This window comes from Bradyrhizobium sp. C-145 (assembly GCF_023375135.1).
In the GTDB taxonomy this organism is placed as follows: domain Bacteria; phylum Pseudomonadota; class Alphaproteobacteria; order Rhizobiales; family Xanthobacteraceae; genus Bradyrhizobium; species Bradyrhizobium zhanjiangense.
Genome location: NZ_CP088150.1, coordinates 4,642,258 through 4,661,991, shown reverse-complemented (window position 1 = coordinate 4,661,991; position 19,734 = coordinate 4,642,258). Strand labels below are relative to the sequence as shown.

General features: G+C 63.6%; 21 protein-coding genes and 1 pseudogene. 13 read left to right on the top strand and 9 right to left on the bottom strand.

The features are described 5' to 3' along the window. Window positions 1-10: 10 nt before the first annotated feature. The 8 genes from LRP30_RS21745 to LRP30_RS21710 all read left to right on the top strand — a co-directional run bounded on the left by LRP30_RS21745 (window position 11) and on the right by LRP30_RS21710 (window position 8,146). Entirely contained in the window at window positions 11-526 is a 516-nt protein-coding gene (locus tag LRP30_RS21745) for a hypothetical protein (RefSeq protein ID WP_249761630.1), read from the top strand. Beyond that, window positions 523-735 carry a hypothetical protein gene (locus tag LRP30_RS21740; protein WP_249761629.1) on the top strand — a complete coding sequence of 71 codons (213 nt, stop codon included), beginning with the start codon at window positions 523-525 and terminating at the stop codon, window positions 733-735. Before LRP30_RS21745 ends, LRP30_RS21740 begins: the two co-directional genes overlap by 4 nt. Before the next feature lie 172 nt (window positions 736-907). Continuing rightward, complete coding sequence (locus tag LRP30_RS21735; RefSeq protein WP_249761628.1) at window positions 908-1,414, top strand: hypothetical protein; 507 nt, start codon at window positions 908-910, stop codon at window positions 1,412-1,414. A gap of 68 nt (window positions 1,415-1,482) precedes the next feature. Continuing rightward, window positions 1,483-1,743 carry a hypothetical protein gene (locus tag LRP30_RS21730; RefSeq protein ID WP_249761627.1) on the top strand — a complete coding sequence of 87 codons (261 nt, stop codon included), beginning with the start codon at window positions 1,483-1,485 and terminating at the stop codon, window positions 1,741-1,743. Beyond that, entirely contained in the window at window positions 1,740-1,979 is a 240-nt protein-coding gene (locus LRP30_RS21725; protein WP_249761626.1) for a hypothetical protein, read from the top strand. The genes LRP30_RS21730 and LRP30_RS21725 overlap by 4 nt, the downstream gene beginning before the upstream one ends. 626 nt (window positions 1,980-2,605) lie before the next feature. Continuing rightward, window positions 2,606-4,405 carry a hypothetical protein gene (locus LRP30_RS21720; protein WP_249761625.1) on the top strand — a complete coding sequence of 600 codons (1,800 nt, stop codon included), beginning with the start codon at window positions 2,606-2,608 and terminating at the stop codon, window positions 4,403-4,405. Between the two features lie 20 nt (window positions 4,406-4,425). Next, complete coding sequence (locus LRP30_RS21715) at window positions 4,426-5,190, top strand: hypothetical protein (RefSeq protein ID WP_249761624.1); 765 nt, start codon at window positions 4,426-4,428, stop codon at window positions 5,188-5,190. A gap of 97 nt (window positions 5,191-5,287) precedes the next feature. Then, a complete protein-coding gene (locus tag LRP30_RS21710; protein WP_249761623.1) occupies window positions 5,288-8,146 on the top strand; it encodes a hypothetical protein in 2,859 nt (952 codons plus the stop codon). 2 nt (window positions 8,147-8,148) lie between these two features. Here LRP30_RS21710 and LRP30_RS21705 read toward each other — a convergent pair whose 3' ends face one another. Next, window positions 8,149-8,781: a hypothetical protein gene (locus LRP30_RS21705; RefSeq protein ID WP_249761622.1), complete on the bottom strand. Its 633-nt coding sequence runs from the start codon at window positions 8,779-8,781 to the stop codon at window positions 8,149-8,151. A 64-nt stretch (window positions 8,782-8,845) separates the two neighbouring features. Next, on the bottom strand, window positions 8,846-9,340 hold the full coding sequence (locus LRP30_RS21700; RefSeq protein WP_249761621.1) for a hypothetical protein: 495 nt from the start codon (window positions 9,338-9,340) through the stop codon (window positions 8,846-8,848). A gap of 115 nt (window positions 9,341-9,455) precedes the next feature. Here LRP30_RS21700 and LRP30_RS21695 point away from each other — a divergent pair, with 115 nt between their 5' ends. Beyond that, window positions 9,456-9,977 carry a hypothetical protein gene (locus tag LRP30_RS21695; RefSeq protein WP_249761620.1) on the top strand — a complete coding sequence of 174 codons (522 nt, stop codon included), beginning with the start codon at window positions 9,456-9,458 and terminating at the stop codon, window positions 9,975-9,977. Further along, window positions 9,974-10,243, top strand: coding sequence for a hypothetical protein (locus LRP30_RS21690; protein WP_249761619.1), 270 nt, complete (start codon window positions 9,974-9,976; stop codon window positions 10,241-10,243). The genes LRP30_RS21695 and LRP30_RS21690 overlap by 4 nt, the downstream gene beginning before the upstream one ends. Here LRP30_RS21690 and LRP30_RS21685 read toward each other — a convergent pair. Further along, the gene (locus LRP30_RS21685) at window positions 10,225-10,395 is read right to left on the bottom strand and encodes a hypothetical protein (RefSeq protein ID WP_249761618.1); all 171 of its coding nucleotides are present in this window, start codon (window positions 10,393-10,395) and stop codon (window positions 10,225-10,227) included. The genes LRP30_RS21690 and LRP30_RS21685 overlap by 19 nt on opposite strands. Between LRP30_RS21685 and LRP30_RS21680 the strand changes: the two genes are divergently transcribed. Then, complete coding sequence (locus tag LRP30_RS21680; RefSeq protein WP_249761617.1) at window positions 10,394-10,708, top strand: hypothetical protein; 315 nt, start codon at window positions 10,394-10,396, stop codon at window positions 10,706-10,708. The two genes, LRP30_RS21685 and LRP30_RS21680, sit on opposite strands and share 2 nt — an antisense overlap. A gap of 257 nt (window positions 10,709-10,965) precedes the next feature. Further along, window positions 10,966-12,342: pseudogene (locus LRP30_RS21675) on the top strand (ComEC/Rec2 family competence protein); the annotation flags it as partial. A gap of 139 nt (window positions 12,343-12,481) precedes the next feature. On the opposite strand, the gene LRP30_RS21670 reads toward LRP30_RS21675, so the two are convergent. The 6 genes from LRP30_RS21670 to LRP30_RS21645 form a co-directional block, all read right to left on the bottom strand. Further along, the gene (locus LRP30_RS21670) at window positions 12,482-12,916 is read right to left on the bottom strand and encodes a hypothetical protein (RefSeq protein ID WP_164934889.1); all 435 of its coding nucleotides are present in this window, start codon (window positions 12,914-12,916) and stop codon (window positions 12,482-12,484) included. Between the two features lie 578 nt (window positions 12,917-13,494). Continuing rightward, window positions 13,495-14,196: a transcriptional repressor LexA gene (lexA, locus tag LRP30_RS21665; protein ID WP_091886069.1), complete on the bottom strand. Its 702-nt coding sequence runs from the start codon at window positions 14,194-14,196 to the stop codon at window positions 13,495-13,497. Between the two features lie 177 nt (window positions 14,197-14,373). Further along, entirely contained in the window at window positions 14,374-15,585 is a 1,212-nt protein-coding gene (gene glp, locus LRP30_RS21660) for a gephyrin-like molybdotransferase Glp (RefSeq protein ID WP_249761616.1), read from the bottom strand. Between the two features lie 222 nt (window positions 15,586-15,807). Next, entirely contained in the window at window positions 15,808-16,014 is a 207-nt protein-coding gene (locus LRP30_RS21655; RefSeq protein ID WP_128933513.1) for a hypothetical protein, read from the bottom strand. Between the two features lie 161 nt (window positions 16,015-16,175). After that, window positions 16,176-16,799 carry an HAD family phosphatase gene (locus LRP30_RS21650; protein WP_249761615.1) on the bottom strand — a complete coding sequence of 208 codons (624 nt, stop codon included), beginning with the start codon at window positions 16,797-16,799 and terminating at the stop codon, window positions 16,176-16,178. Window positions 16,800-16,813: 14 nt separating this feature from the next. After that, entirely contained in the window at window positions 16,814-17,947 is a 1,134-nt protein-coding gene (locus tag LRP30_RS21645; RefSeq protein ID WP_128940982.1) for an alpha-hydroxy acid oxidase, read from the bottom strand. Between the two features lie 319 nt (window positions 17,948-18,266). Between LRP30_RS21645 and LRP30_RS21640 the strand changes: the two genes are divergently transcribed. Next, window positions 18,267-19,604, top strand: coding sequence for a S41 family peptidase (locus LRP30_RS21640; protein WP_128933516.1), 1,338 nt, complete (start codon window positions 18,267-18,269; stop codon window positions 19,602-19,604). The last annotated feature ends 130 nt before the right edge of the window (window positions 19,605-19,734 follow it).

Genomic DNA, 19,734 nt, shown 5'->3' with positions numbered 1-19,734 from the left:
CGCAAACGACATGGCCGCGCAGGCGGCGGCGGCCGTGGCAGTATCGAAGCCTGTTCCGGTCGATCCGGTGATCCCACCGGACGCGTCCGGTGCAGCCGCCAGGCTGAACGAGTTGCGCGGTGATCCGGCCTGGCTGAACGAATATCTCGGTGGCTCCGTGCGACACGCGAAGGAAATGCGCGATTTGCGCGCCGTGATCGATCGGGGAGGCAATCCCGATGTTGACCGCGCCATTGCCGGCGTTCTGGATGATGCGCCGATCCAGACCTCGAAGCGGATGACGATGATCGGCACTGCCGAGATGCTGCGCGAAAGGGGTGTCAGCGACACGGGGGTGATCCGCCAGGTCTTGGCGGGCGATTCCGTCACGCCGCAGGAGCACGCTGCGGCGATGGAAACCAAGGCGCGGCTCATGAACGATCAGGCGTTTGTCGCTCGCTACACCGCTGGTGACGGCGAGGCCAAGCGGCAGATGACGCTGCTGAACGTGATCATTTCCAGCAGCATCAAGGTGGCGGCCGCATGATCTCGGTCCTTGGCCAGATGTCGCCAGCCGGCAGCGCCGCACTCGGTTCGGGGTACGGGGGCAGCGCGCTCCAGGATCAGGCGCGCGATGAGATCGAGGAAGTTCGTCGCAAGCGAATGCAGGCCGCTAAGGAGGCTGGCTATAGCCCCGCCGGCCAGGCGCTCGCGGTCGACTTCGGCGCGATGAGCGTGCCGGGTGCAGTTGCGTAAGGCGTACGGTCCCCGCAAGGGCAAGACCGCTTTGGACTGACGGGTCCCCGCAAGGGCAAGACCCCAACACCGGCCCCCGCCAAGGACAAGGCCACGAAGATACGGAACAGAGCGGGTGAGGGCGTTCAACGTCGCTTTTGCCGCTGAGAAGTCATGTCTGGATACGGAATAGATGGCGGAGATTGAGGCGATCAGCACCGAGGGGCCCGCGATGGCCGCGCTTAACGAGCGGCAGAAGCGCTTCGTACATGCGCTTTTCCTGGCGCCCAAATCGCACGGCTCTCGCACGTTCGCCGCAAAGGCCGCCGGCTACGGCACGCCGACGAGCTCGCGTCAGTCGCTGTCGCAGATCGGCCATCAGCTCTCCACCGATCCGAAAGTCCAGGCTGCGATCTCGGAGGTGTCTGCAACCTATTTGACGACGCTCGGCCCGCCGGCAGTTCGTGCTCTGCGGAGATTGCTCGACGATCCAAAGCACAAGGATCACGGCCGCGCGCTCGGCATCATCATGGATCGCGTCACGCCGGTGCAATCGACCGCCGTGCTGAAGGTGGAAGGTGAGGTGAAGGTCTCGGCTGCGGATGCCGCTGTCGTGCTGAAGCGCATCGAGGAATTGACGGCCAAGTTCATGCCATCGTTGGCGGCGCCGAAGATCATCGAGCATGAGGGGGCCGGCTAGTGTCTTACGGACACAGATACACTCTGGTCTGCGCAAGCCTCGCGAAGCGCGCGCTGACGGCCGCCGATATGCCGCCCGCGATGCGGCTGCAGTTTTTGACCTACCTCGAGAGGATGGTCGATCAGTGGTTGACCCCGGAGGTCATCGCGATGGTCGAGCCGATGGACGATAACGGGCTCGAACTATCCAAGGAAGCCGGCAAGCTTGGTTACAAGGGACGGCCCAGCGCCCTCGATGTCTACGCGGAGAAGTTCGATGTCTTCGCCGCCCTCAATCCCAGTTTGCAGCGAGCCTACAGTGCCGCATTTGAAAGGTACGGACGACGATGATCATCGACCACCCCAATCGCACCCACGCGGCCGCTTGTGTGGCGGCAGAGGGTACTAGGCAGCAGGCCGTTGCCGCTGCGATCGCAGCGGGCGGTGGAAGCGCCGTCGTTGCGGCAGCAGTACGCACGGCCGAGATCGCTTTCTATCGCGCACTCCGCGACAGCGCGATCGCCAACGGGCAGCAGAGCGCCCAGTTCTACCAGGCACTGCGCGACCTCGGTACCGGTGGCGCATGAGCTTGTGAGAGCTCCAGGGGGGCTGCGGAGCCCTTTCATCCGCGGCGGCCGGGACGCGGGGAGATCCCCGGCCACAATTCGCAAGGCGAGGAATGAGCGATAGAGAGACGGCCATCATCGGACTGAAGCGCGAAATCAAACTCGTTCGCGCAACAGCACGAGATCTGAGGGAGCAGAATGCGCGCTGGCGCAAGGTGTGCGTCACGTTACGCGGTCTCGCTGGTCTCGATGACGGGCAGTTTTGCAATCTGCTCAAGTCCGAGTCGCTTCCTGTCGAGTAGGTAGCGCGCACCGCAAGCGCGTCGCGGATCTGGCCTTCCGAAACGGGCCACGCCTTGGACATCGGCGCAAACGACCTCCGGCGGCTCACCGATTTGAGCTGATCTTTGAGGTCGGTCCATGCCTTTCCGTCTGGTGCGCCGCGCTGCGGCTACAGCCGCTTTCGTCGTCGCTTGTTTCCCTGCACGCGCACAGAGCGCCTATCAAATCCCCTGGCGTGACATTCCTGCAAGCCGATGCACGGTCGTTGTCGAGCCGGCCATCGGTGGCGGCCAGGCACTCACGCTCAAGTGCAAGGGACGCATCGACGTTCTGCTGACTATCTGCTCGGCTGAGCGGTGCGCGCCATGAGAAAGCACCTTTACGCCGTCCTCTCGCTTGCGCTGATCTTCGCACCGATCCCGGCGATAGCTCAGCAATTCCCAACGGTCGCATCAGGCACCGTCATTGGCCGAACGCAGTCAGGGACTGGGCCCGCGCAGGCGATCCCATTCTCGACGCTGATTGCCACGATGCTGGCGAGCTCGCCGACGATCCCGACGCTCAACACCACGACGGTGATTTATCAAGGAACTACCAGCGGCCAAGCGACGGTCAGTGCGCAGGCCGTTGCGGGCACGCCGACGATCAAATGGCCGAACACGTCCGGCACAGTTGCCACCAATGTGACATCTCCGCTCGTTTTGAACGCGGCCACTGGAAATATCAGTTGTCCGACCTGTGCCGGTGCAGTTTCCGGGTCGACGTTCATCGCGCCTTCGCGCACGTCGGCCGCGGCGCTCGATCTTTCGGCCTATGCGGTCGTCCGCACGCTCGGCTATGCGGATGGCGGTGATGGTGGCGGCGCACTGTTCAAGAAGGTCGGAACGGCGCCGTTCCTCGACAGCTTCATTCAGAGCGGCACGATTGTCGGCGGGTCAAGCTACACCAACGGCACTTACTATGGCGTTTCGCTCAATGGTGGCTCTGGCCTTGGAGCGGTCTGTCAGATAACGGTCTCGAGCGGGGCGGTCAGTGCAGTCAATTGCGCGACTCAGCCCGGCAACGGATATGCCGTCGGCGATGTGCTGACAGCAAGCAATAGCGTGATCGGTGGCACTGGCAGTGGTTTCACATACACCATTACTGCCGTCACCACGCCGACAGCGAGCTTCACCGATACTGCCGGCAACCATTGGCAATATGTGCCCGATACCATCGGAATCGTGAATGCAGCAGCATTCGGCGTGAAGAGCGATGGTGATGGGGCCGGATCCGGGACAAACGACTTCACCACGGTCCAGAATGCGCTGTTCTACGCGGCACGGCGCGGCCCCACCAATCCCGACGCCGGAGGCTTCCAGGGTGCGCGTGTCATAGTGCCGGCCGGCGTCACCAATCTGTGCTCTTCCCCCGCCGCGTCTCTGATCGTTCCGTTTGGCGTGATACTAGAAGGTGCTGTGGGCGGCACGACGTTGCGCGCGTGCAACAGCTTCGATCCGGGGACGCACGTCATCACGCTTGGCGATCCGAATTCGCACCTCGCGTCTTTTCGCTCTGGTCTGCGGGACCTTACGGTGTTCTTCAAGCGTGGCATCGCGGCCAACAACACTATTGCTCTCGTCTTTACCAACAGCACCCAAGACGGCATCGCGCTCGACAACGTTTATATGTACGCAGGACAGCGCAGCTGCCTGAACTTTCAAACCGGGTATGGTGGTGCATCAACGGTCGACATCAAGCACATAAGCTGCAACTTCGAAGGCTCGAACGCCGGAGCTCGTTTCAGCTACGGCACGACGGTGGTTCGCGTGCGCAGCGCGATCTTCGGGGCGCCATCGAGCGGAACGAACAACACTGTCAATACCGTGGAATTGGTGGGAAGTGGTGGGCTCTATGACTTCGACGGAGGCCACACAGAGCAAATCCCCAACGGGTTTAGTGTGAACATGTCAGCAACTGCATCCGTCACGATCAAGCACTGGACTGGAGGCTCCGGGTGCACCCAACTCGTCACGCTGGTGAGCACGAATACGGCAGGAAATCTCTCGCTGGAATCCGCGCAGAAGAACGGCTGCACCAAACTTGTGACGAACGGGCAGTCTGGCGGATCGGATAGGTCAGCCGACGTGACGCCGGCAAACGGTATCGTGTTCTTCAATCCGTGACCGTCATTTCAGGAGCGACAATGGCTGATCAGGATGACGACTGGGAGAAGATCGAGACCGCGGTGCCGGCGGATGACGGCTGGGAGCCTGTGCCGGCCGCTGAGCGGCCCGCGCCCGACGTCGGCGAGGCGCTGCCGGAGGCTTTCATGGCCCGCGTGCGCGCCGGCGAGGCGTTCAGCCGCGTGGTCCAAGCGGCGGGTAAGGGCGCCGCCGAGGGCATGGGGCCCGGCACCCCGACGGGCTTTGAGGACGACACCCTGAACTACCTGATCGAGAAGGGCGTCTTCCACGACCCGGCGACGGGCCGACCGGGCCCGCTGCAGATGGCGAACGAGGCTATCCTGATGCCGGCTGCCCAGCTCTGGCAGGGCATCACCAGGGCAGTCTCTGGGGCCATCCACGGCACTGGCGGGGCGATGGAGCAGCTCGTCACCGAGTTCGGCGGTTCGTCCGGCGAGGCCGCGCGCGCGAAGCGCGAGGTCATCAACCTCGGCAATTGGGCCATGATCGAGGGCGGCATGGGTCGGTTCTCGCGGCCGAGCGTGGAATCGATCGGACCGATGGACCGGCCGGTCGGGGGGCTGCCGACGCCGCAGGATTTCGCGGCCGCCACGAAGCTTCTGACCGAACCCCCGAAGGAGGGGATGATCCGCTTTTATCATGGAGCTTCCGAGTTCGCGAACCCTGCCGAATATGAGGCTTGGCTGACGCCCCAAGAGGCTTACGCTCGGAACTACCGGGGCGGTCCAAACAAAGTGCATTACGTCGATTTGACGCAGGGATGAGGCGGCGGCGCTTGGCGGCATCGACGACATCAACGGCAATCGGCCGCGCAACTTCCAAGCCGATCAGGCTATTTCCGCCAGGCTTCAGCCGCTTATCGTGGAGCAAAACCTGCGCCGGATGTGGGCGGAGGACGGCATCCACCCAGCGGAGGCCGTGCACGACGCGGCCACCGACGCCTTCGTGAGGCACGAGATCACCGCGCCGCGCGAGGTCATCAAGCTGGAGCCAGAGACCGAGGCCATCCTGGAGGAGACCGGCGGCAAGCCCGGCAGCCTGTCTGCGGCGGTCACTGAGCCCGGTGACATCCCATTGGACGTGCAGCCAGCCCAGCCGCCTGGAAGCCTCTCAGCGGCCGCCCACAAGGCCGTGGAGACTCTGTTCGACGTCGGTCGGGATATCCAGATGAAACTGGCCCCGATGGCGCGCGGCTCGGTCGAGAGCATGGCGACCGTCAAGGACTACATGAATGCGATGCGGCGCAATGCCTGGGACTGGTCCCGTATTGATACGGATATCCAGACACGGTTTACGCCCGAGCAGCGTGCGCGCATGTGGAACGCGATGGACGAAGAGAGCTTGTCCCTTCGGCTGGGCGAGCCCGAGAGTGCACGCCAGCATCAAGGCTTGGCCACGCTGACCCCGGAGGAACGGGCAGCCGTGGTCGAGCTCGACACCCGTCAGCAGATTGCCTGGCTTCGCGCGCGCGACCTCGGCATGGTCGAGGGCGAGGGTATTGCGATGCACGCGCCGCGCGTCGTCGTGAACATCCCCAAGGGACTCGATGGCGCCGGCGGCGACGGCATGCTGTCCCTGACCGCGATCGGCTACGACCTCCGGTCCCGGACTCCCTTCCTGAAGCACCGCAAGCACATGGAGGTCGAGGAGACCGAAAAGGCCATCCGCGAGAAGGTCGGCATGCAAATGGTGATGAAGCTCAAGGACAAGGCAGAGATTGACGCAGCGGTCGAAAAGATCACGGTCGCGCGCGACATCCGGACCGTGGCGCTGGCGACCGCCCAGCTCGAGGATGCCATCGCGGGCCGGACCTTGATCGAGAACATCAAGGACGTCGGCAAGCGCACCGGTGAGGATGTGGTCGCGGAGGGCTTCAAACCGGCCGAGGGCTGGTTCACTATCGACCATCCCTCCTTCAAGCAGTGGCGCCCGAAATTCCAGGAGGTCGACGGCAAGGTCGAGGCGGTCAAGGATGCCGCCGGCAATCCGGTGTTCGAGCAGGTCCCGATCTACGTCCGCGGCGATTTCGAGGGGCCCCTGCGTGCCGCTATGTGGGGCAAGTCAGGCGCGGCCTACAGCGGCATGATGTCGCTGAAGGGCAAGACCATGAGCCTGATCATGAACTCGCCCATGATCCATAACCTCGTCGAGTTCGGCCGCGCCATGCCAGCGATGCCGGTCCGGATGATGACGCTGAAGACATATTTCGATGGCTTCCGCGCCAAGCAGAACCCGGCTGTGATGCACGAGGCGATCGACGCCGGCCTCGTGCCCATCGGCAAGCGCTTCTTCAATCAGGACATCACCTCAGTCATGGAGACGCCGGACCTGACGCCGGGCCGGTCGTTCACGGCGAAGGCGCTGGCGATGGTGCCCGGCTGGTTCGACGAGGCGGCCGGCACCGCGGTGAAGCGGGCGATCGATAAGGCCGGTGACTTCTGGCACAACACGCTGCTCTGGGACCGGATCGCCGACCTTCAGGCCGGGCTCTATGTCAATTTTCGGTCTGACCTGATGGCCAAGGGCATGGACCAGCAGACGGCCGCTCGCATCGCCGCGCACTTCGCGAACCGCTACGCCGGCGCGCTGCCGAAGGAAGCCATGAGCGAGGCAGCCATCAAGGTCGCGAACTTCATGCTGTTCTCGCGGTCGTTCACGCTGGGCAACCTCGGCGTGATGAAGGACATGCTCACCGGCCTGCCGAAGGACGTGCTGGCGCAGATCGAGCGCGACGCCGGGATCCGGGCTGGTGCGATCGAGGGCGCCGATGTTGTAGCGCAGGAGGCAGCGCAATCGGCCAAGGTCATCGCTCGTCGCAAGGCCATGATGGTGGTCGGTCTCGACGTCGCGCTGATGTATGTCGGCAACTCGATTTTGCAGAGCGCGTTCAACGTGATGCTGGGCCAGAACGATCTCGGGCAGGAGGCGCATGAGTACCTTCGGCGCTTCCGCGACGTGCTCAACGATGCCCAGGTTCACCCCTTGCGACTGCTCAACCCGTTCGGTGTCGCCGAGCGGCTGAGCGCGACCGAGGACAACGAGCCCGGCCGGAAGGATCGCATCCTGGTCGGCTACGCCAAGGATGGCACCGCGATCTATGCCCGCAACCCGGTCGGCAAGATCGGCGAGGAGTTCTCCGGTTACTTCGGCAGCCCGATCGACATGCTGCGCAAGAAGCAGGGCACCATCGCGCGGCCGATAGGTCAGCTTATTTTCAACGATGCCGGATTTGGCCGGAAGATTTACGACCCAACCGCTGACGCGCCAGCCAAGTATGCCGGCAATGTCTGGGCGATCGTGAAGCATCTCGTCGGCTCCCAGCTCCCCGAGGGCCAGATCACAGCATTCTCCGATCTTGTGAAGGGTGAGGGCGACAGCAAGGTGAACGCTTTTCAGGCATTCGGCCCGCTCGCCGGCGTCACGTTCTCCAAGGGCGCGCCCGGCGGCCCGGCCGTCGGCGAAATGTACTATGCCAAGTCGCAGCATCAGTTCGCTGTCGACCAGGCGCTACCGGACATTCGCAAGCAGATCAAGCGTGGCGACATCGACGGCGCAATCGGCCGCATGACTGAGCTCGACATCCCGCAGCCGCTTCAGCGCTACTACATCAAGACGACGCTCAACCCGGCGCTGCGGATGAGCCCGCGCGCCGTGCGGGACTTCTACCTGCACGCCACCGACGAGCAGAAACAGCGGTTCGAGCGCGCCAGGCAGCGGTAGCTTCAGGCAGGAGATCGCGTTGCGTAAAACGCCTTGGCGAGCGGCAGAATGTCCGCGTGTGTACGTTTGAAGACCTGAAGCGTGTCCTCTGCTCTGGGCATGATGACAACGCCATCATGACTCGCGTAGCGAAAATCTTGTTGTTCGTGAAACGGATCCAGCCATTCGATGACTGTACGCAGTTCGTGACTGGTTGGCTTGTAGCCAAGGCGGATGGCTTCGTCATAGATCCTCATCAAACTGTGACTCAGCTTTCGGATTTTCTTTTCGTCCTCGCCTTTGCTCAAAATGAAGCTCTTCAGGATTAGTTCGAAGGCATGACCGAAGAGATAGTATCGCACACTGAAAAACGTGAACTCTTCCAGCGCTACTGCGGCGTTGGCGTACTCTTCTGCGTACCCTGCAAAACGCAGGCACTTCTGCTCGAGCGTTAGCTCGGTTCGCGTATGACGAATTTTTATGTTGAAAGCCATGGCACGGACTGAGGGGGCTGATTCGAAACCAGGAGAGCTTGACACGCAGTACGCGAACGAGCAGCCCAGAAACCCCGCAATCCACCGGGCGCTAAACGCCCCCAGAAGAGGACCCAAATCAGCGCGGTCGAGCGGAAGGGCGTTCAGCGCGATAGCCGCCACAGGATAGCCACGCCCACCAGGATGAGCATGCAGATTGCGGTGCGGCGGCCGATGCGGTTCATGATCACCACACCCCGAAAAGGAAGCCCCAGCCGTGAATGACCCCGACCGGAGGCACGGCGAAATCAATGCTGAACAACAGCCAATGCTGCGCCTTGGAGGCAGCATAGAGGCCGGCAAGCCAGCCAACGATGCCCACCAGTGCAACTGGGATGGCAACTAGAGCCATCCAGCCCCGCTCTCTTTTCATCGTTTGCCCCACAGCAGGAATATAGTTTCCCTGCAACCACAGGGCGCACGCAAGCGGTTTCCCCCATTTGAGGGGAATTGTTAATTGAAAAATCACCAAATCAGTGATGGATTGGTCAGTGGGCCTTAGAACCCGGACCTTGAGAGCGACAGTGACCGCTTGGCGGCGGTAGTGTCGAGCGCGACGAGCCTTGGCGGGCTTTGAGCGCGATGGCTGCACCTTGGCGGGTGCGCCGACCTGGCTGTGACGTATCACGGCCGGGGTGGCGTAGCAATGCCTTGGGCCGCCAAGCCCACGGCTGATGTCCAAGGGGAAACCCCAAAGGCTGCGCCGCGAGTCCTCAAGGCTCGTTCTAAGACCCCGGCTTTGCCGTCCGTCACGGCAAGCGGCCCTTAGAAGCCAAACCTTGAGAGCACGACCACCCATGACCATCATCCATTTGCCGCCCCATGCGGAGTCCACAGATTCGTTTCCCGCCCAAGCCAGTATCGGACAGCCCGGAACGGGAAGCCGCGCCGGTGACTCTTCCAAGCCCGCTGCGGGCCTATCACGCCGGACGGCACTCGCTAGCCTCGCTATGCTCCCGGTCGCTCTGCCGGCGGCTGCGGCGGCGACTGTCGACCCGATCTTCGCGGCGATCGACGCGCACCGGCAGGCCCATGCCGTGCACTTGGCCGCTATCGACGAGGCGGCACGCCTGGAAGACCTAACCGGTGAGAATTGGGGGGACATCACAGAACAGCCCTGCCAGGACGAGAACGACGCCTTCGATGTTCTGCTCCGCGCGACAGCTACCACGGTCCCCGGCCTTCTCGCCAAACTGACCTACCTACGCGCGATCGCGGAAGGCAAGGAAGCGTGGATGCTGGACGAGCGCGAGGGCAGTGCCCTGCACTTGATCGTCAGCTTCGCCGAGTCCCTGCAGAACATCGGGGTGATGGCATGAGCAGTATCATCGACTTCCAGAGCGCCGCCGATCGCGCCGCTGCTCATGCAAAGGCCTTCGTTCACATGGAGGGCGACGTCTGCGATCTAGAGCGCATGGCGCACATAGCCCTTGCGCAGATCCAGGATTGTTCTGTGCCGGATGACGACCATGGGTGTCGCGAGCTCGAGCTCGCCGTCTTCGCCGTAGCTCAGCTGACCATCATGGCGAAGGCCTTCCGCAAGAACTACGAGGCTGCCTATCGCGGTCAGGAGTGGCCGGAATGAAGCGCCGGCATCGATCGCACAGGAAGCGCGACCGGCAGCGGCTGATGGCGCACCGCCGACGGCTGAAGCGATAAGAACGACGGGCCCGCCGGTTCACGCTGGCGGGCCACCGTTTTTTCGGCTCTGATGATCACGCCAAGGAGCAGGTCCATGAAGAAATTCGAAGAGCTTCACATCGACGAGCAGATCGCGCTTGGGCTTGTTGTCCTTGAGAAGCTCGCGGAGTCTTCGTGCAACACGCTTCCCGACCTGCTCAAGAAGGAGGGCCGGTCTGCGCTAGATATCTGGCGCAACCTGTGCGGCGATGCCGGCTTAGACCTCTGCCATCCGTGGCCAGGCTTCCCCGAGGGGCCTGGAAAGCTTCCCCCAGCGAGGGGCGGCGATCGCCCGTACGGGGGCGACATTCAGGATGTTGGCGAACGGCTGAAAGCGATCTTGGCGCGGGTGCGCGCTGAGGAACATTGAGTTTGGCGGCGAGCTAGGATTTCGAGGCCGCGACGACCGCCACGAACACCACAGCCAACAGTATCCAGCCGACTATTGTGATGCCCATTGCAGCGCCCCCGGTCCCCGAGCGCACACTCTGCGTTTGCCGGCGGCTCATGTCCCTGAGTCAAATTGACTCGCCTTGGGTATGTCCCTGGTGCTTCCCGGGCCCCAATTTTGGGAAGCGAAGGCACGTTAAGACATTGAATTAGCTGCTCAAAATTTTCAGTTGACCGATCTCCGGCTATCACATGGCGGTTGTCGCCGGTGTCGTGTTCTTCGCGGTGCGTGCGCTACTGGCACTGATCCCGGGGCTGGCGGCGGGCTTTGCCATCAAGAAATGGTCGGCAGCTGCAGCGCTGGTGGCGGCCGCGTTCTATCTGCTGCTGTCAGGCGCGGAGGTCGCGACGCAAAGATCGTTTTTCATGACGGCGGTGGTGCTGATCGCGGTCATGGTCGATCGCCGCGCCATCACCTTCCGCACGCTGGCGGTGGCCGCGCTGATCGTGCTCGCGGTCGCGCCCGAAGCGCTGGTGCATCCGAGTTTTCAAATGTCCTTCGCCGCGACGCTCGGGCTGGTCGCGCTGGTACAGATCGGCATGCCGAACCTGTTTGCTTCGCCCGATCATTCGGCGACAGCGCGCATCGCGCTATGGGGCGGCCGCGAGATCGCGATGCTGTTCCTGGCCTCGCTGATCGCGGGGCTTGCGACCACGCCCTATGCCGCCTTCCATTTTCACCGTGTCACGCCGTTTGGCGTACTCGCCAATCTTGGCGCGATGCCGGTGGTTTCGGCGCTGGTGATGCCGGCGGGGCTGCTGGGATTGCTCGCGGCTCCCTTCGGGCTCGACGGCGTGTTCTGGTGGCTAATGGGGATCGGGATCGACTGGATGGTCGCGGTATCGCGCTGGGTGGCGGCACTGCCGGGCGCAGTCGGCCGCATCCCCGCCTTCGGCATCGCGCCGCTGGTCGCGGCAAGCCTCGGGATCATCGTGATGGGCCTGTTGCGCACCCCCTTGCGCTGGTCTGGTGCCCTGCTGCTACTGGCTTCCATTGCCTGGGGGCTGTCGGTGCGGCAGCCCGATATCCTGATTGCCGGAGACGACGCGAGCGTCGCGGTGCGCGGCCGCGACGGACACCTGCATGTGATCCGGACGAGCAAGGACGGCTTTCTGCTTAGGGAGTGGTTAGCTGCCGACGCTGATCCGCGCGACGCCGGGAGTAGCTCGCTGGCCGACGGCGTGTCGTGCGACGAGGCCGGCTGCGTGACGCCGCTCGCCGACGGGAGGCTGGTTGCGCTTTCCTTGCGGATCGACGCGCTGGCTGATGATTGCAGCCGCGCCGCGCTGGTAGTGACGCGGCGGCCCGCACCGCCCGATTGCGCGGCGATGGTGGTCGATCGGCAGCGTCTCACCAGCCAAGGCGCGCTGGCGTTGACGCAGCGTGGTGACGGTTTTGCGGTTCAGGCTGTGAGAGCAAGAGGCACAAGCCGCCCTTGGCTCCCGGCCGGCGCCGGCGAGGGTGATTTCGACGGAAGCCTCGCGCCGAAGGCGGCTACGGTCCGCAATCGGGACGCGACTCCGGCGGAGACCGACTTGCAGGTCGACGATTAAGGCCAGACGATTAAGAACAAATGCGAGGAGTTGGTCCGGGTCCAACCGGACTTCCGCAGAACATAAATCATACCATCTCGCCGGCCTCGGCCGGCGATGGCATTTTCAATCCTGGCCCGACCTGGTGGCCAGGAACGGCTCAGCCGATCGGCAGACGCGTGATCGTCGGCCGGCTGTCGGTATCGATCTGCGGCTTGTGCTCGCGCTCGCTGACCGGCTGCGTCACCGGCAGTTGCAGCACGGTTGCGTGCTGGCCTTCGACGAGCTGCGTCACCAGCACGTATTTGCCGTCGGGGAATTCGATCGCGTCATGATGGCGATCGGGAATGTGCGGATCGATCTTGCCGAACTTGCCGACGCGGGAGTTGATCGTGCGCGTCCAGATCCAACGATTGTCGTAACGGACGTTGTCGGCGAAGGCGAGCTCCGTTCCCGGCAGCAGGCAGACGGCCACGGTCGGGTCGGCCGCGGAAGCGAAGCCGCGCGTCGAGGTGCCGCGGAACGTTGTCGACACGATCGTCTCGCCGACTTCGGCGGGGCGCGATGCAACGGCATGCAGACTGTAGTCACACATCGGGTGCTCCTATTCGAAGATAGCAACCCGCGCCTCTTTCGGAGGCGCAAGCCTCTATCAGAGTGGAAGCACGTAACATTCTGCTTGGTTGTGGGCGAATCTGCGGCTGGCGTCAGTCGGATGCGATCACATTATCTTTCCCGAATCCAATAGGAACAAAGCTCGCTTCAGTGCATTTGGCGGATGCGAGCGTCAGCGGCCTGCGGGCGCCGACCATCCGGAATATGGCCAACTCGGCTGTGGCTGTCGCGCGACGGCACTTCGGGCGCTGCGGAATTGCTCACTCGTTGTCGCATACGCCGACTTGCGGGGATGGTGCTGCGATTGTGCTGCGAATGCTTGCGCTGCCGATGCAGCGATCAGCACAGTTGCGAAGGCGCTCAAAACGATCCTACGCATCGTTGTCTCCTCGATCTCTTGAGCCGCAAGGCGATGAGTGCTTCGGGCGGCATGCCGAGGACCTAGCGCTTGGAAAGGGGCCAGATAATCTGCCCGAGACCAGAAAGACTATCCAGCTGAAGCGGACAATCCGTCCGCTCCAATCGGAATCATCGGTATCGAATGACCACTGAGTCTTCTCAGTACTTGCGGTACAGTCCGATCAGCTTGCCCTGAATCTTCACCCGGTTCGGCGGCAGGATGCGCACCTCGTAGGCGGCGTTGGCGGGCTCGAGCGCGATCGAGGCGCCGCGGCGGCGGAAGCGCTTGAGCGTCGCTTCCTCGTCGTCGATCAGCGCCACCACGATGTCGCCGGTATCGGCGCTCTCGTTGCGCTGGATCAGCGCCATGTCGCCGTCGAGGATGCCGGCCTCGACCATCGAATCGCCGCGCACTTCGAGCGCATAGTGTTCGCCCGAGCCCAGCATGTCGGGCGGCACGCTGATGGTGTGACTGCGGGTCTGCAACGCTTCGATCGGCGTACCGGCTGCGATGCGACCCATCACCGGCACCGCAACGGGACGCTCGCCCTCGTCGGCGGGTGGGCTGGAGCTCGCGCGCACCTTGCCGAGATTGCCCTCGATGACGCTTGGCGTGAAGCCGCGGCGGTTGCCGGCGGCGGCCTGGAGCTCAGGCAGCTTGATCACCTCGATGGCGCGAGCGCGGTTGGGCAGGCGGCGGATGAAGCCGCGCTCCTCCAGCGCGGTGATCAGGCGATGGATGCCCGATTTCGAGCGCAGGTCGAGCGCATCCTTCATCTCGTCGAAGGAGGGCGGCACGCCGCTTTCCTTCAGACGTTCGCTGATGAACCGCAGAAGCTCGTATTGTTTGCGCGTTAACATCTCGACCAAAGTCCCCCGGTTGATGTCGTTCGATTCCGAGACGCTGAATTGGAGCGGCGAACCGCTACCTCCTCGAAACAAATCATGAACGGACACTATATGTTCGATATGTGTTCCGCAACTGCTTAATTTTGCGTGAACGCGACAAAGTTCGCGGAACGCGTGTGGTGGATGCGCTCAGACGGGCAGGCGCAGCACCTCGCAAGGCGAGCCGGCTCCGGCCTTCGGCGCGAACGGCGCGCGCACGAGAAGTGCCTGTGCCGCAGCGAGATTCGCAAGCAGCGAGGAATCCTGGTGATGGACGGGAACGGCCACCAGCGTGCCGTCGTCGCGCTGTTCCAGACGTGCGCGAAGATAATCCGCGCGCATATCGTTTGCGCCCACATCGCGGCCGAGCACGGCGCGCTCATGGCGGTGATGAATCACGGATCGACCCGACACCGCACGAATCAGCGGGACCATGAACAGGAAGGCGCACACATAGGAGGAGACGGGATTACCCGGCAGGCCGATCACGCGCATCGCGCCGAGCCGCCCATGCATCATCGGCTTGCCCGGGCGCATCGCAATCTTCCAGAACGCCATCGAGATACCTTCGTCCCTCAGCGCCTGCTGGACCAGATCGTGGTCGCCGACCGATGCGCCGCCGGTCGTGACCAGGATGTCGGCGCCGCTCTCGCGGGCGCGGCGGATGCCGGCGGTGGTGGCCTCCAGCGTGTCGGCGGCAATGCCAAGGTCGATGGTGTCGGCCCCCTCGCTGCGGGCGAGCGCGTGCAGGGCATAGCCGTTGGAATAGACGATCTGGCCGCGGCCGGGCGAGGCGCCTGGCATCACCAGTTCGTCGCCGGTGGCGAGGATCGCGACCTTCGGGCGGCGGCAGACGGCAAGCTGCGGGTGATTCATGGCGGCGGCGAGCGCGAGGTCGCGCTCGGTGAGACGGGTTCCCTTGCGCAGGAGCGCGTCGCCTTCGGCGAAGTCGACGCCTGCGGGGCGGATGTGCCGACCGGGAATCGCGGCTTCCTTGATCGTGATGCGCTTGCCGTCCGCGACCGTATCCTCCTGGATCACGACCGCGTCGGCTCCGTTGGGAACGACGCCGCCGGTGAAGATCCGCACGGCTTCGCCGGCGCCGACCGTTCCCGCGAACGGACGACCCGCCGCCACCTCGCCAATCACCGTCAGTCGGGAATCGATCGCCCCCGCGTCGGCCGCGCGCACGGCATAACCATCCATCGCGGACATTGCTTCCGGCGGCTGCGTGCGCAGCGCCGCCACGTCGCGGGCGAGCACACGGTGGAAGGCTACGTCGAGAGCAACCATTTCCTCGGTCAGAGGCTCCGCGCCGGCAAGCACGGCGGCAAGCGCATCGGAAACCGGCATGAGAGCCACGGCGAAAACTCCTGCTCGCGGACGAATTGGCAGGAAGCCTTCTAGCCGAGCGCGAGCGCAGAGGCAAAAGAGCAGCCGAGCGGGATGATCATCCCGACGACGCATTCGCAGGCAACGAGGGCGACGTCAGGCCCGGCGGGACATGATCTCCAGGACGAGGCAGATTGGTACCAGAGTGGCCATGGCTAGGACGAGAATGACCAGAGCCACGGCCAGCATCGATCAACTCTGCGTCTGTTCGCCCGAACTGACGCTAGGTGTCACGTCCGGAGCTTTGGGGCCCTGATCCTTATCCGGCAGCGGATCGGCCTGAGATTTCAGGTCGGCGGCCTTGCTGATGAGCTTGGCGGAGAGGCGCGAATCCGAGGTGGTTCTGGCGAATTCGAGCAGCAGAGAAGCTTGCTTTGTGAGGTAGGCTTTGCCCAGCACGAGAATAAGTCCGATGTAGAAGTCCCAACGGACTCATAGAGTCCGGAGGAAGTATTTCCGTTCCCGGAACTTTGTACAAAAATGCGCAAGGTGATTTGGTTCCGCATCCCAAGCAGATTTGGTCCTCGGAACCCAACCAGATCCGGCCGGGGCGTCGGCAGTCAAATTCCCAACGCTCGCAAGGCGTTGCCGACATCACCGGGCGAGGTGACATGCACCGCCGTCAATCCGCGCGCCCGCGCCCCTTCGACGTTCTCGGCAAGGTCGTCGAAGAACACGATTCGGCTGGCCGGCACGCCGATCGACGTCACGACATGGTCGAACGCCTCTGCATCCGGTTTGCGCAGGCCGATGCTGGACGACAAATAGAGCTCGCGGAAATGGCCGAGCACACCGGCATATTCCTTCGAGAAATAGTCGACATGCGGCCGGTTGGTATTGGAGAAGACATAGAGCGGCATCTGCTTGGCAGCGCGCGGCAAGAGCTCGGCGATATCGGGCATCTCGCCGGCGAAGATCGCGTTCCATCCCTCCAGAAACTGCGCATCGGAAATGTCGATCCCGAGCGATGAACGCAGCGATTGGAAATAATCCTCGTCGCTGATCTTGCCGACCTCGTGCAGCCGGTAGGCCTCGTCACGCACATAGCGCGCAACGATGGCCTCGGGCGGGCAGCCGGCATGTCCCGCCCAGCAGGCGATCGCCTTGGAGAAGTCGATATCGAGCACCACGCGTCCGAGGTCGAACAGGAGCGCATCGGCGCTGCCGGGAGAGAGCGAGGTCATCGTGTCCTTTCACTTCAGTATCGATAGGGATCGTGGTCGAACAGCGGGAACGCGCTGAACACGCTCGGCGCATTCGTTGCAGTCGCCTGATGCAGGCAGGACTTGTCGACCTCGGCGAACGAGGTGGCACCCAAGAGGCCGAGGCAGCGCAGCACTTCGTCCTCCAGCAGTTCCAGCATCCGCATCACGCCGGCTTCGCCGGCCGCCGCCAGCGCCCAGCATTGCAGCCGGCCGATGCCGACGATGTCGGCGCCCGCCGCGATCGCCTTGACGATGTCGGTGCCGCGGCAGAAGCCGCCATCGACCATGATCTTGGCGCGGCCCTTCACGGCCTCGACGATTTCAGGCAGCACATGCATGGCGCCGCGGCCGTGATCGAGCTGACGGCCGCCATGGTTGGAGACGTAGATCCACTCGACACCATGATCGATCGCGATCTGTGCGTCCTCGGCCGTGGCAATGCCCTTCAGGATCAGCGGGATCCTGAATTTGTCCTTGATCATCTTCACGGTCCGCCACTCCAGGCCCTTCTGGAAATCGCCGCCGGTGGCGCGCAGGCGGCTTTCGCGAACGTAGCGCTTGGCGATGTCACGTTCGCGACGGCTGTAATGGGCGGTGTCGACGGTCAGGCAGAATGCGGCATAGCCGTTCTTTTCGGAGCGGCTGACGACATCCGCGACGAAGGCATCGTCGCCGCGGACATAGAGCTGATAGAGCCGCAGCGCGTCGGGCGCGGCCTCGGCAGTCTTTTCCAGGCCGGGCTCGGACACGGAGCTCAACATGTGCGCCGCACCGAAGGTGCCGGCGGCGCGGGCTACGCTTGCCGCACCATCGGGATCGAAGATTTCGAGCGCACCGACCGGGGCGAGCACCACCGGCAGCCGCATCCTGCGGCCGAGTTGCTCGACCGAGCCGTCGACTTTGCGAACATCGCGCAGCACGCGGGGGCGGAAGGCGATCTCGTCCAGCGCCATCCGGTTCCGGCGCATCGTGGTCTCGGTCTCGGCAGCGCCGACGATGTAGTCCCAGGCATTCTGGTTGAGATTGGCGCGCGCTTTCCGGATGAATTCGTGCAGGTTCTGGAACGGCTCGTTGCTGGCGCCGAGTTCGACGTTCCTTTCCGGCCGGATGCGGGGCGCGTCGTTCATTGTTGTCCTCCCGAGAATTTGAAGTCTTATCGCCATCGCCTATCGCGTCCGGCCCTCCAAAACCATCCTAAAATCGCATAGCTGCGAGGCGTGGGCGGCCGACCGATGTCCGCTTTGCACAAAGTGGTTTCGGAACGTTGCCAAAAGTTTAAGCCGCGGCGAAGGGATTTCTTCGCCGTACCGCCGGCACGGCAGGCCGGCCTTGAAGAAACCAGAATGGTGTTGTGAGACGTGACTTGGATCGCCATTTGCTTGGCGGCTTCCAAGCCCGAGAGACAAGCCCCTCAAGAGAACCGCTAAGCAAAAGGCCAGTCAATCCATGCGGAAAAACCTGCTGTTCCCCCTGGGCGCGCTCACGGGAGCGTGTCTGACCCTTCTGGTAGCCAGTCCCCACGGCGGCGTGTGGGCGGCACGGGCGGCGGCGAGCGCGGATGATGCCTATTCCCAGCTCAACTTGTTTGGCGCGGTGTTCGAGCGGGTCAAGGCGAACTATGTCGAGAAGCCCGACAATGCCAAGCTGATCGAAGGCGCGGTTACGGGCATGGTGACCTCGCTCGATCCGCATTCGCGCTACATGAACGCCAAGGCCTGGACCGAGATGCAGGAGACTACCTCCGGCGAGTTCGGCGGGCTCGGCATCGAGGTCACGATGGAGGATGGCCTCGTCAAGGTCGTCTCGCCGATCGACGATACACCGGCCTCGAAGGCCGGCATCATGTCCGGCGACCTCATCAGCAAGATCGACGGCGAGGCCGTGCAGGGCATGACGCTCGAGCAGGCCGTCAACAAGATGAAGGGCCCGGTCGACACCAAGACCAAGCTCACCATCGTGCGTAAGGGGGCCGACGCGCCGCTCGACGTCGCGATCACCCGCGAGATCATCCATGTACGCCCGGTGCGCTTCCACGTCGAGAACGGCGACATCGGCTATATCCGCATCACCTCGTTCAACGAGCAGACCACCGACGGCCTGAAGAAGGCGATCGCGTCGATCTCCAAACAGGTCCCGTCGGAGAAGCTCGCAGGCTATGTGATGGACCTGCGCAACAATCCAGGCGGTCTGCTCGACCAGGCTGTCTCGGTGTCGAGCGCATTCCTTCAACGCGGCGAGGTCGTCTCGACCCGCGGGCGCAATCCGGAAGAGACCCAGCGCTTCACGGCGCATGGCGGCGATCTCACCAAGGGCAAGCCGCTGGTCGTGCTGATCAACGGCGGTTCGGCCTCGGCCTCGGAGATCGTCTCCGGTGCGCTGCATGACCACAAGCGTGCGACGCTGATCGGTACGCGCTCGTTCGGCAAGGGCTCGGTGCAGACGATCATTCCGCTCGGCGCCGGCAACGGTGCGTTGGCGCTGACCACGGCGCGCTACTACACGCCGTCGGGCCGCTCGATCCAGGCCCAGGGCATCGCGCCGGACATCGAGATCCTCCAGGACGTGCCGCCCGAGCTGAAGGGCCGGATGGACACCATGGCGGAATCCCAGATGCGCGGGCATCTGTCGGCCGCCGACGGCACCGAGCAGACCGGATCACAATCCTACGTCCCGCCGGAAGAGAAGGACGACAAAGCCCTGCATACGGCTTTCGACTTCTTGCACGGCGTCACCGCGAATGCGGTTGCCTCGAAGCCCGGGTCGAAGGCGGCGGTGCCGAACTAATTCTTGCGACGTCCGGACGCGCCCGGGAGTGGATCACCGCTCCCGGGCGATTTCGTTTTGGGGCCGCCGTCTCAGGTCGGGTTCATGGCGGCAAACGTTGCTTGGTAGCGGCTGTCGCGCTCGGCCGAGC

Excerpts from the sequence above, each read along its gene's own strand:
- LRP30_RS21745 (WP_249761630.1), top strand. The coding sequence starts at position 11 with ATGGCCGCGCAGGCGGCGGCGGCCGTGGCAGTATCGAAGCCTGTTCCG.
- LRP30_RS21740 (WP_249761629.1), top strand. The coding sequence starts at position 523 with ATGATCTCGGTCCTTGGCCAGATGTCGCCAGCCGGCAGCGCCGCACTC.
- LRP30_RS21735 (WP_249761628.1), top strand. The coding sequence starts at position 908 with ATGGCGGAGATTGAGGCGATCAGCACCGAGGGGCCCGCGATGGCCGCG.
- LRP30_RS21730 (WP_249761627.1), top strand. The coding sequence starts at position 1,483 with ATGCCGCCCGCGATGCGGCTGCAGTTTTTGACCTACCTCGAGAGGATG.
- LRP30_RS21725 (WP_249761626.1), top strand. The coding sequence starts at position 1,740 with ATGATCATCGACCACCCCAATCGCACCCACGCGGCCGCTTGTGTGGCG.
- LRP30_RS21720 (WP_249761625.1), top strand. The coding sequence starts at position 2,606 with ATGAGAAAGCACCTTTACGCCGTCCTCTCGCTTGCGCTGATCTTCGCA.
- LRP30_RS21715 (WP_249761624.1), top strand. The coding sequence starts at position 4,426 with ATGGCTGATCAGGATGACGACTGGGAGAAGATCGAGACCGCGGTGCCG.
- LRP30_RS21695 (WP_249761620.1), top strand. The coding sequence starts at position 9,456 with ATGACCATCATCCATTTGCCGCCCCATGCGGAGTCCACAGATTCGTTT.
- LRP30_RS21690 (WP_249761619.1), top strand. The coding sequence starts at position 9,974 with ATGAGCAGTATCATCGACTTCCAGAGCGCCGCCGATCGCGCCGCTGCT.
- LRP30_RS21680 (WP_249761617.1), top strand. The coding sequence starts at position 10,394 with ATGAAGAAATTCGAAGAGCTTCACATCGACGAGCAGATCGCGCTTGGG.
- LRP30_RS21685 (WP_249761618.1), bottom strand. The coding sequence starts at position 10,395 with ATGGACCTGCTCCTTGGCGTGATCATCAGAGCCGAAAAAACGGTGGCC.
- LRP30_RS21670 (WP_164934889.1), bottom strand. The coding sequence starts at position 12,916 with ATGTGTGACTACAGTCTGCATGCCGTTGCATCGCGCCCCGCCGAAGTC.
- lexA (WP_091886069.1), bottom strand. The coding sequence starts at position 14,196 with ATGTTAACGCGCAAACAATACGAGCTTCTGCGGTTCATCAGCGAACGT.
- LRP30_RS21650 (WP_249761615.1), bottom strand. The coding sequence starts at position 16,799 with ATGACCTCGCTCTCTCCCGGCAGCGCCGATGCGCTCCTGTTCGACCTC.
- LRP30_RS21645 (WP_128940982.1), bottom strand. The coding sequence starts at position 17,947 with ATGAACGACGCGCCCCGCATCCGGCCGGAAAGGAACGTCGAACTCGGC.
- LRP30_RS21640 (WP_128933516.1), top strand. The coding sequence starts at position 18,267 with ATGCGGAAAAACCTGCTGTTCCCCCTGGGCGCGCTCACGGGAGCGTGT.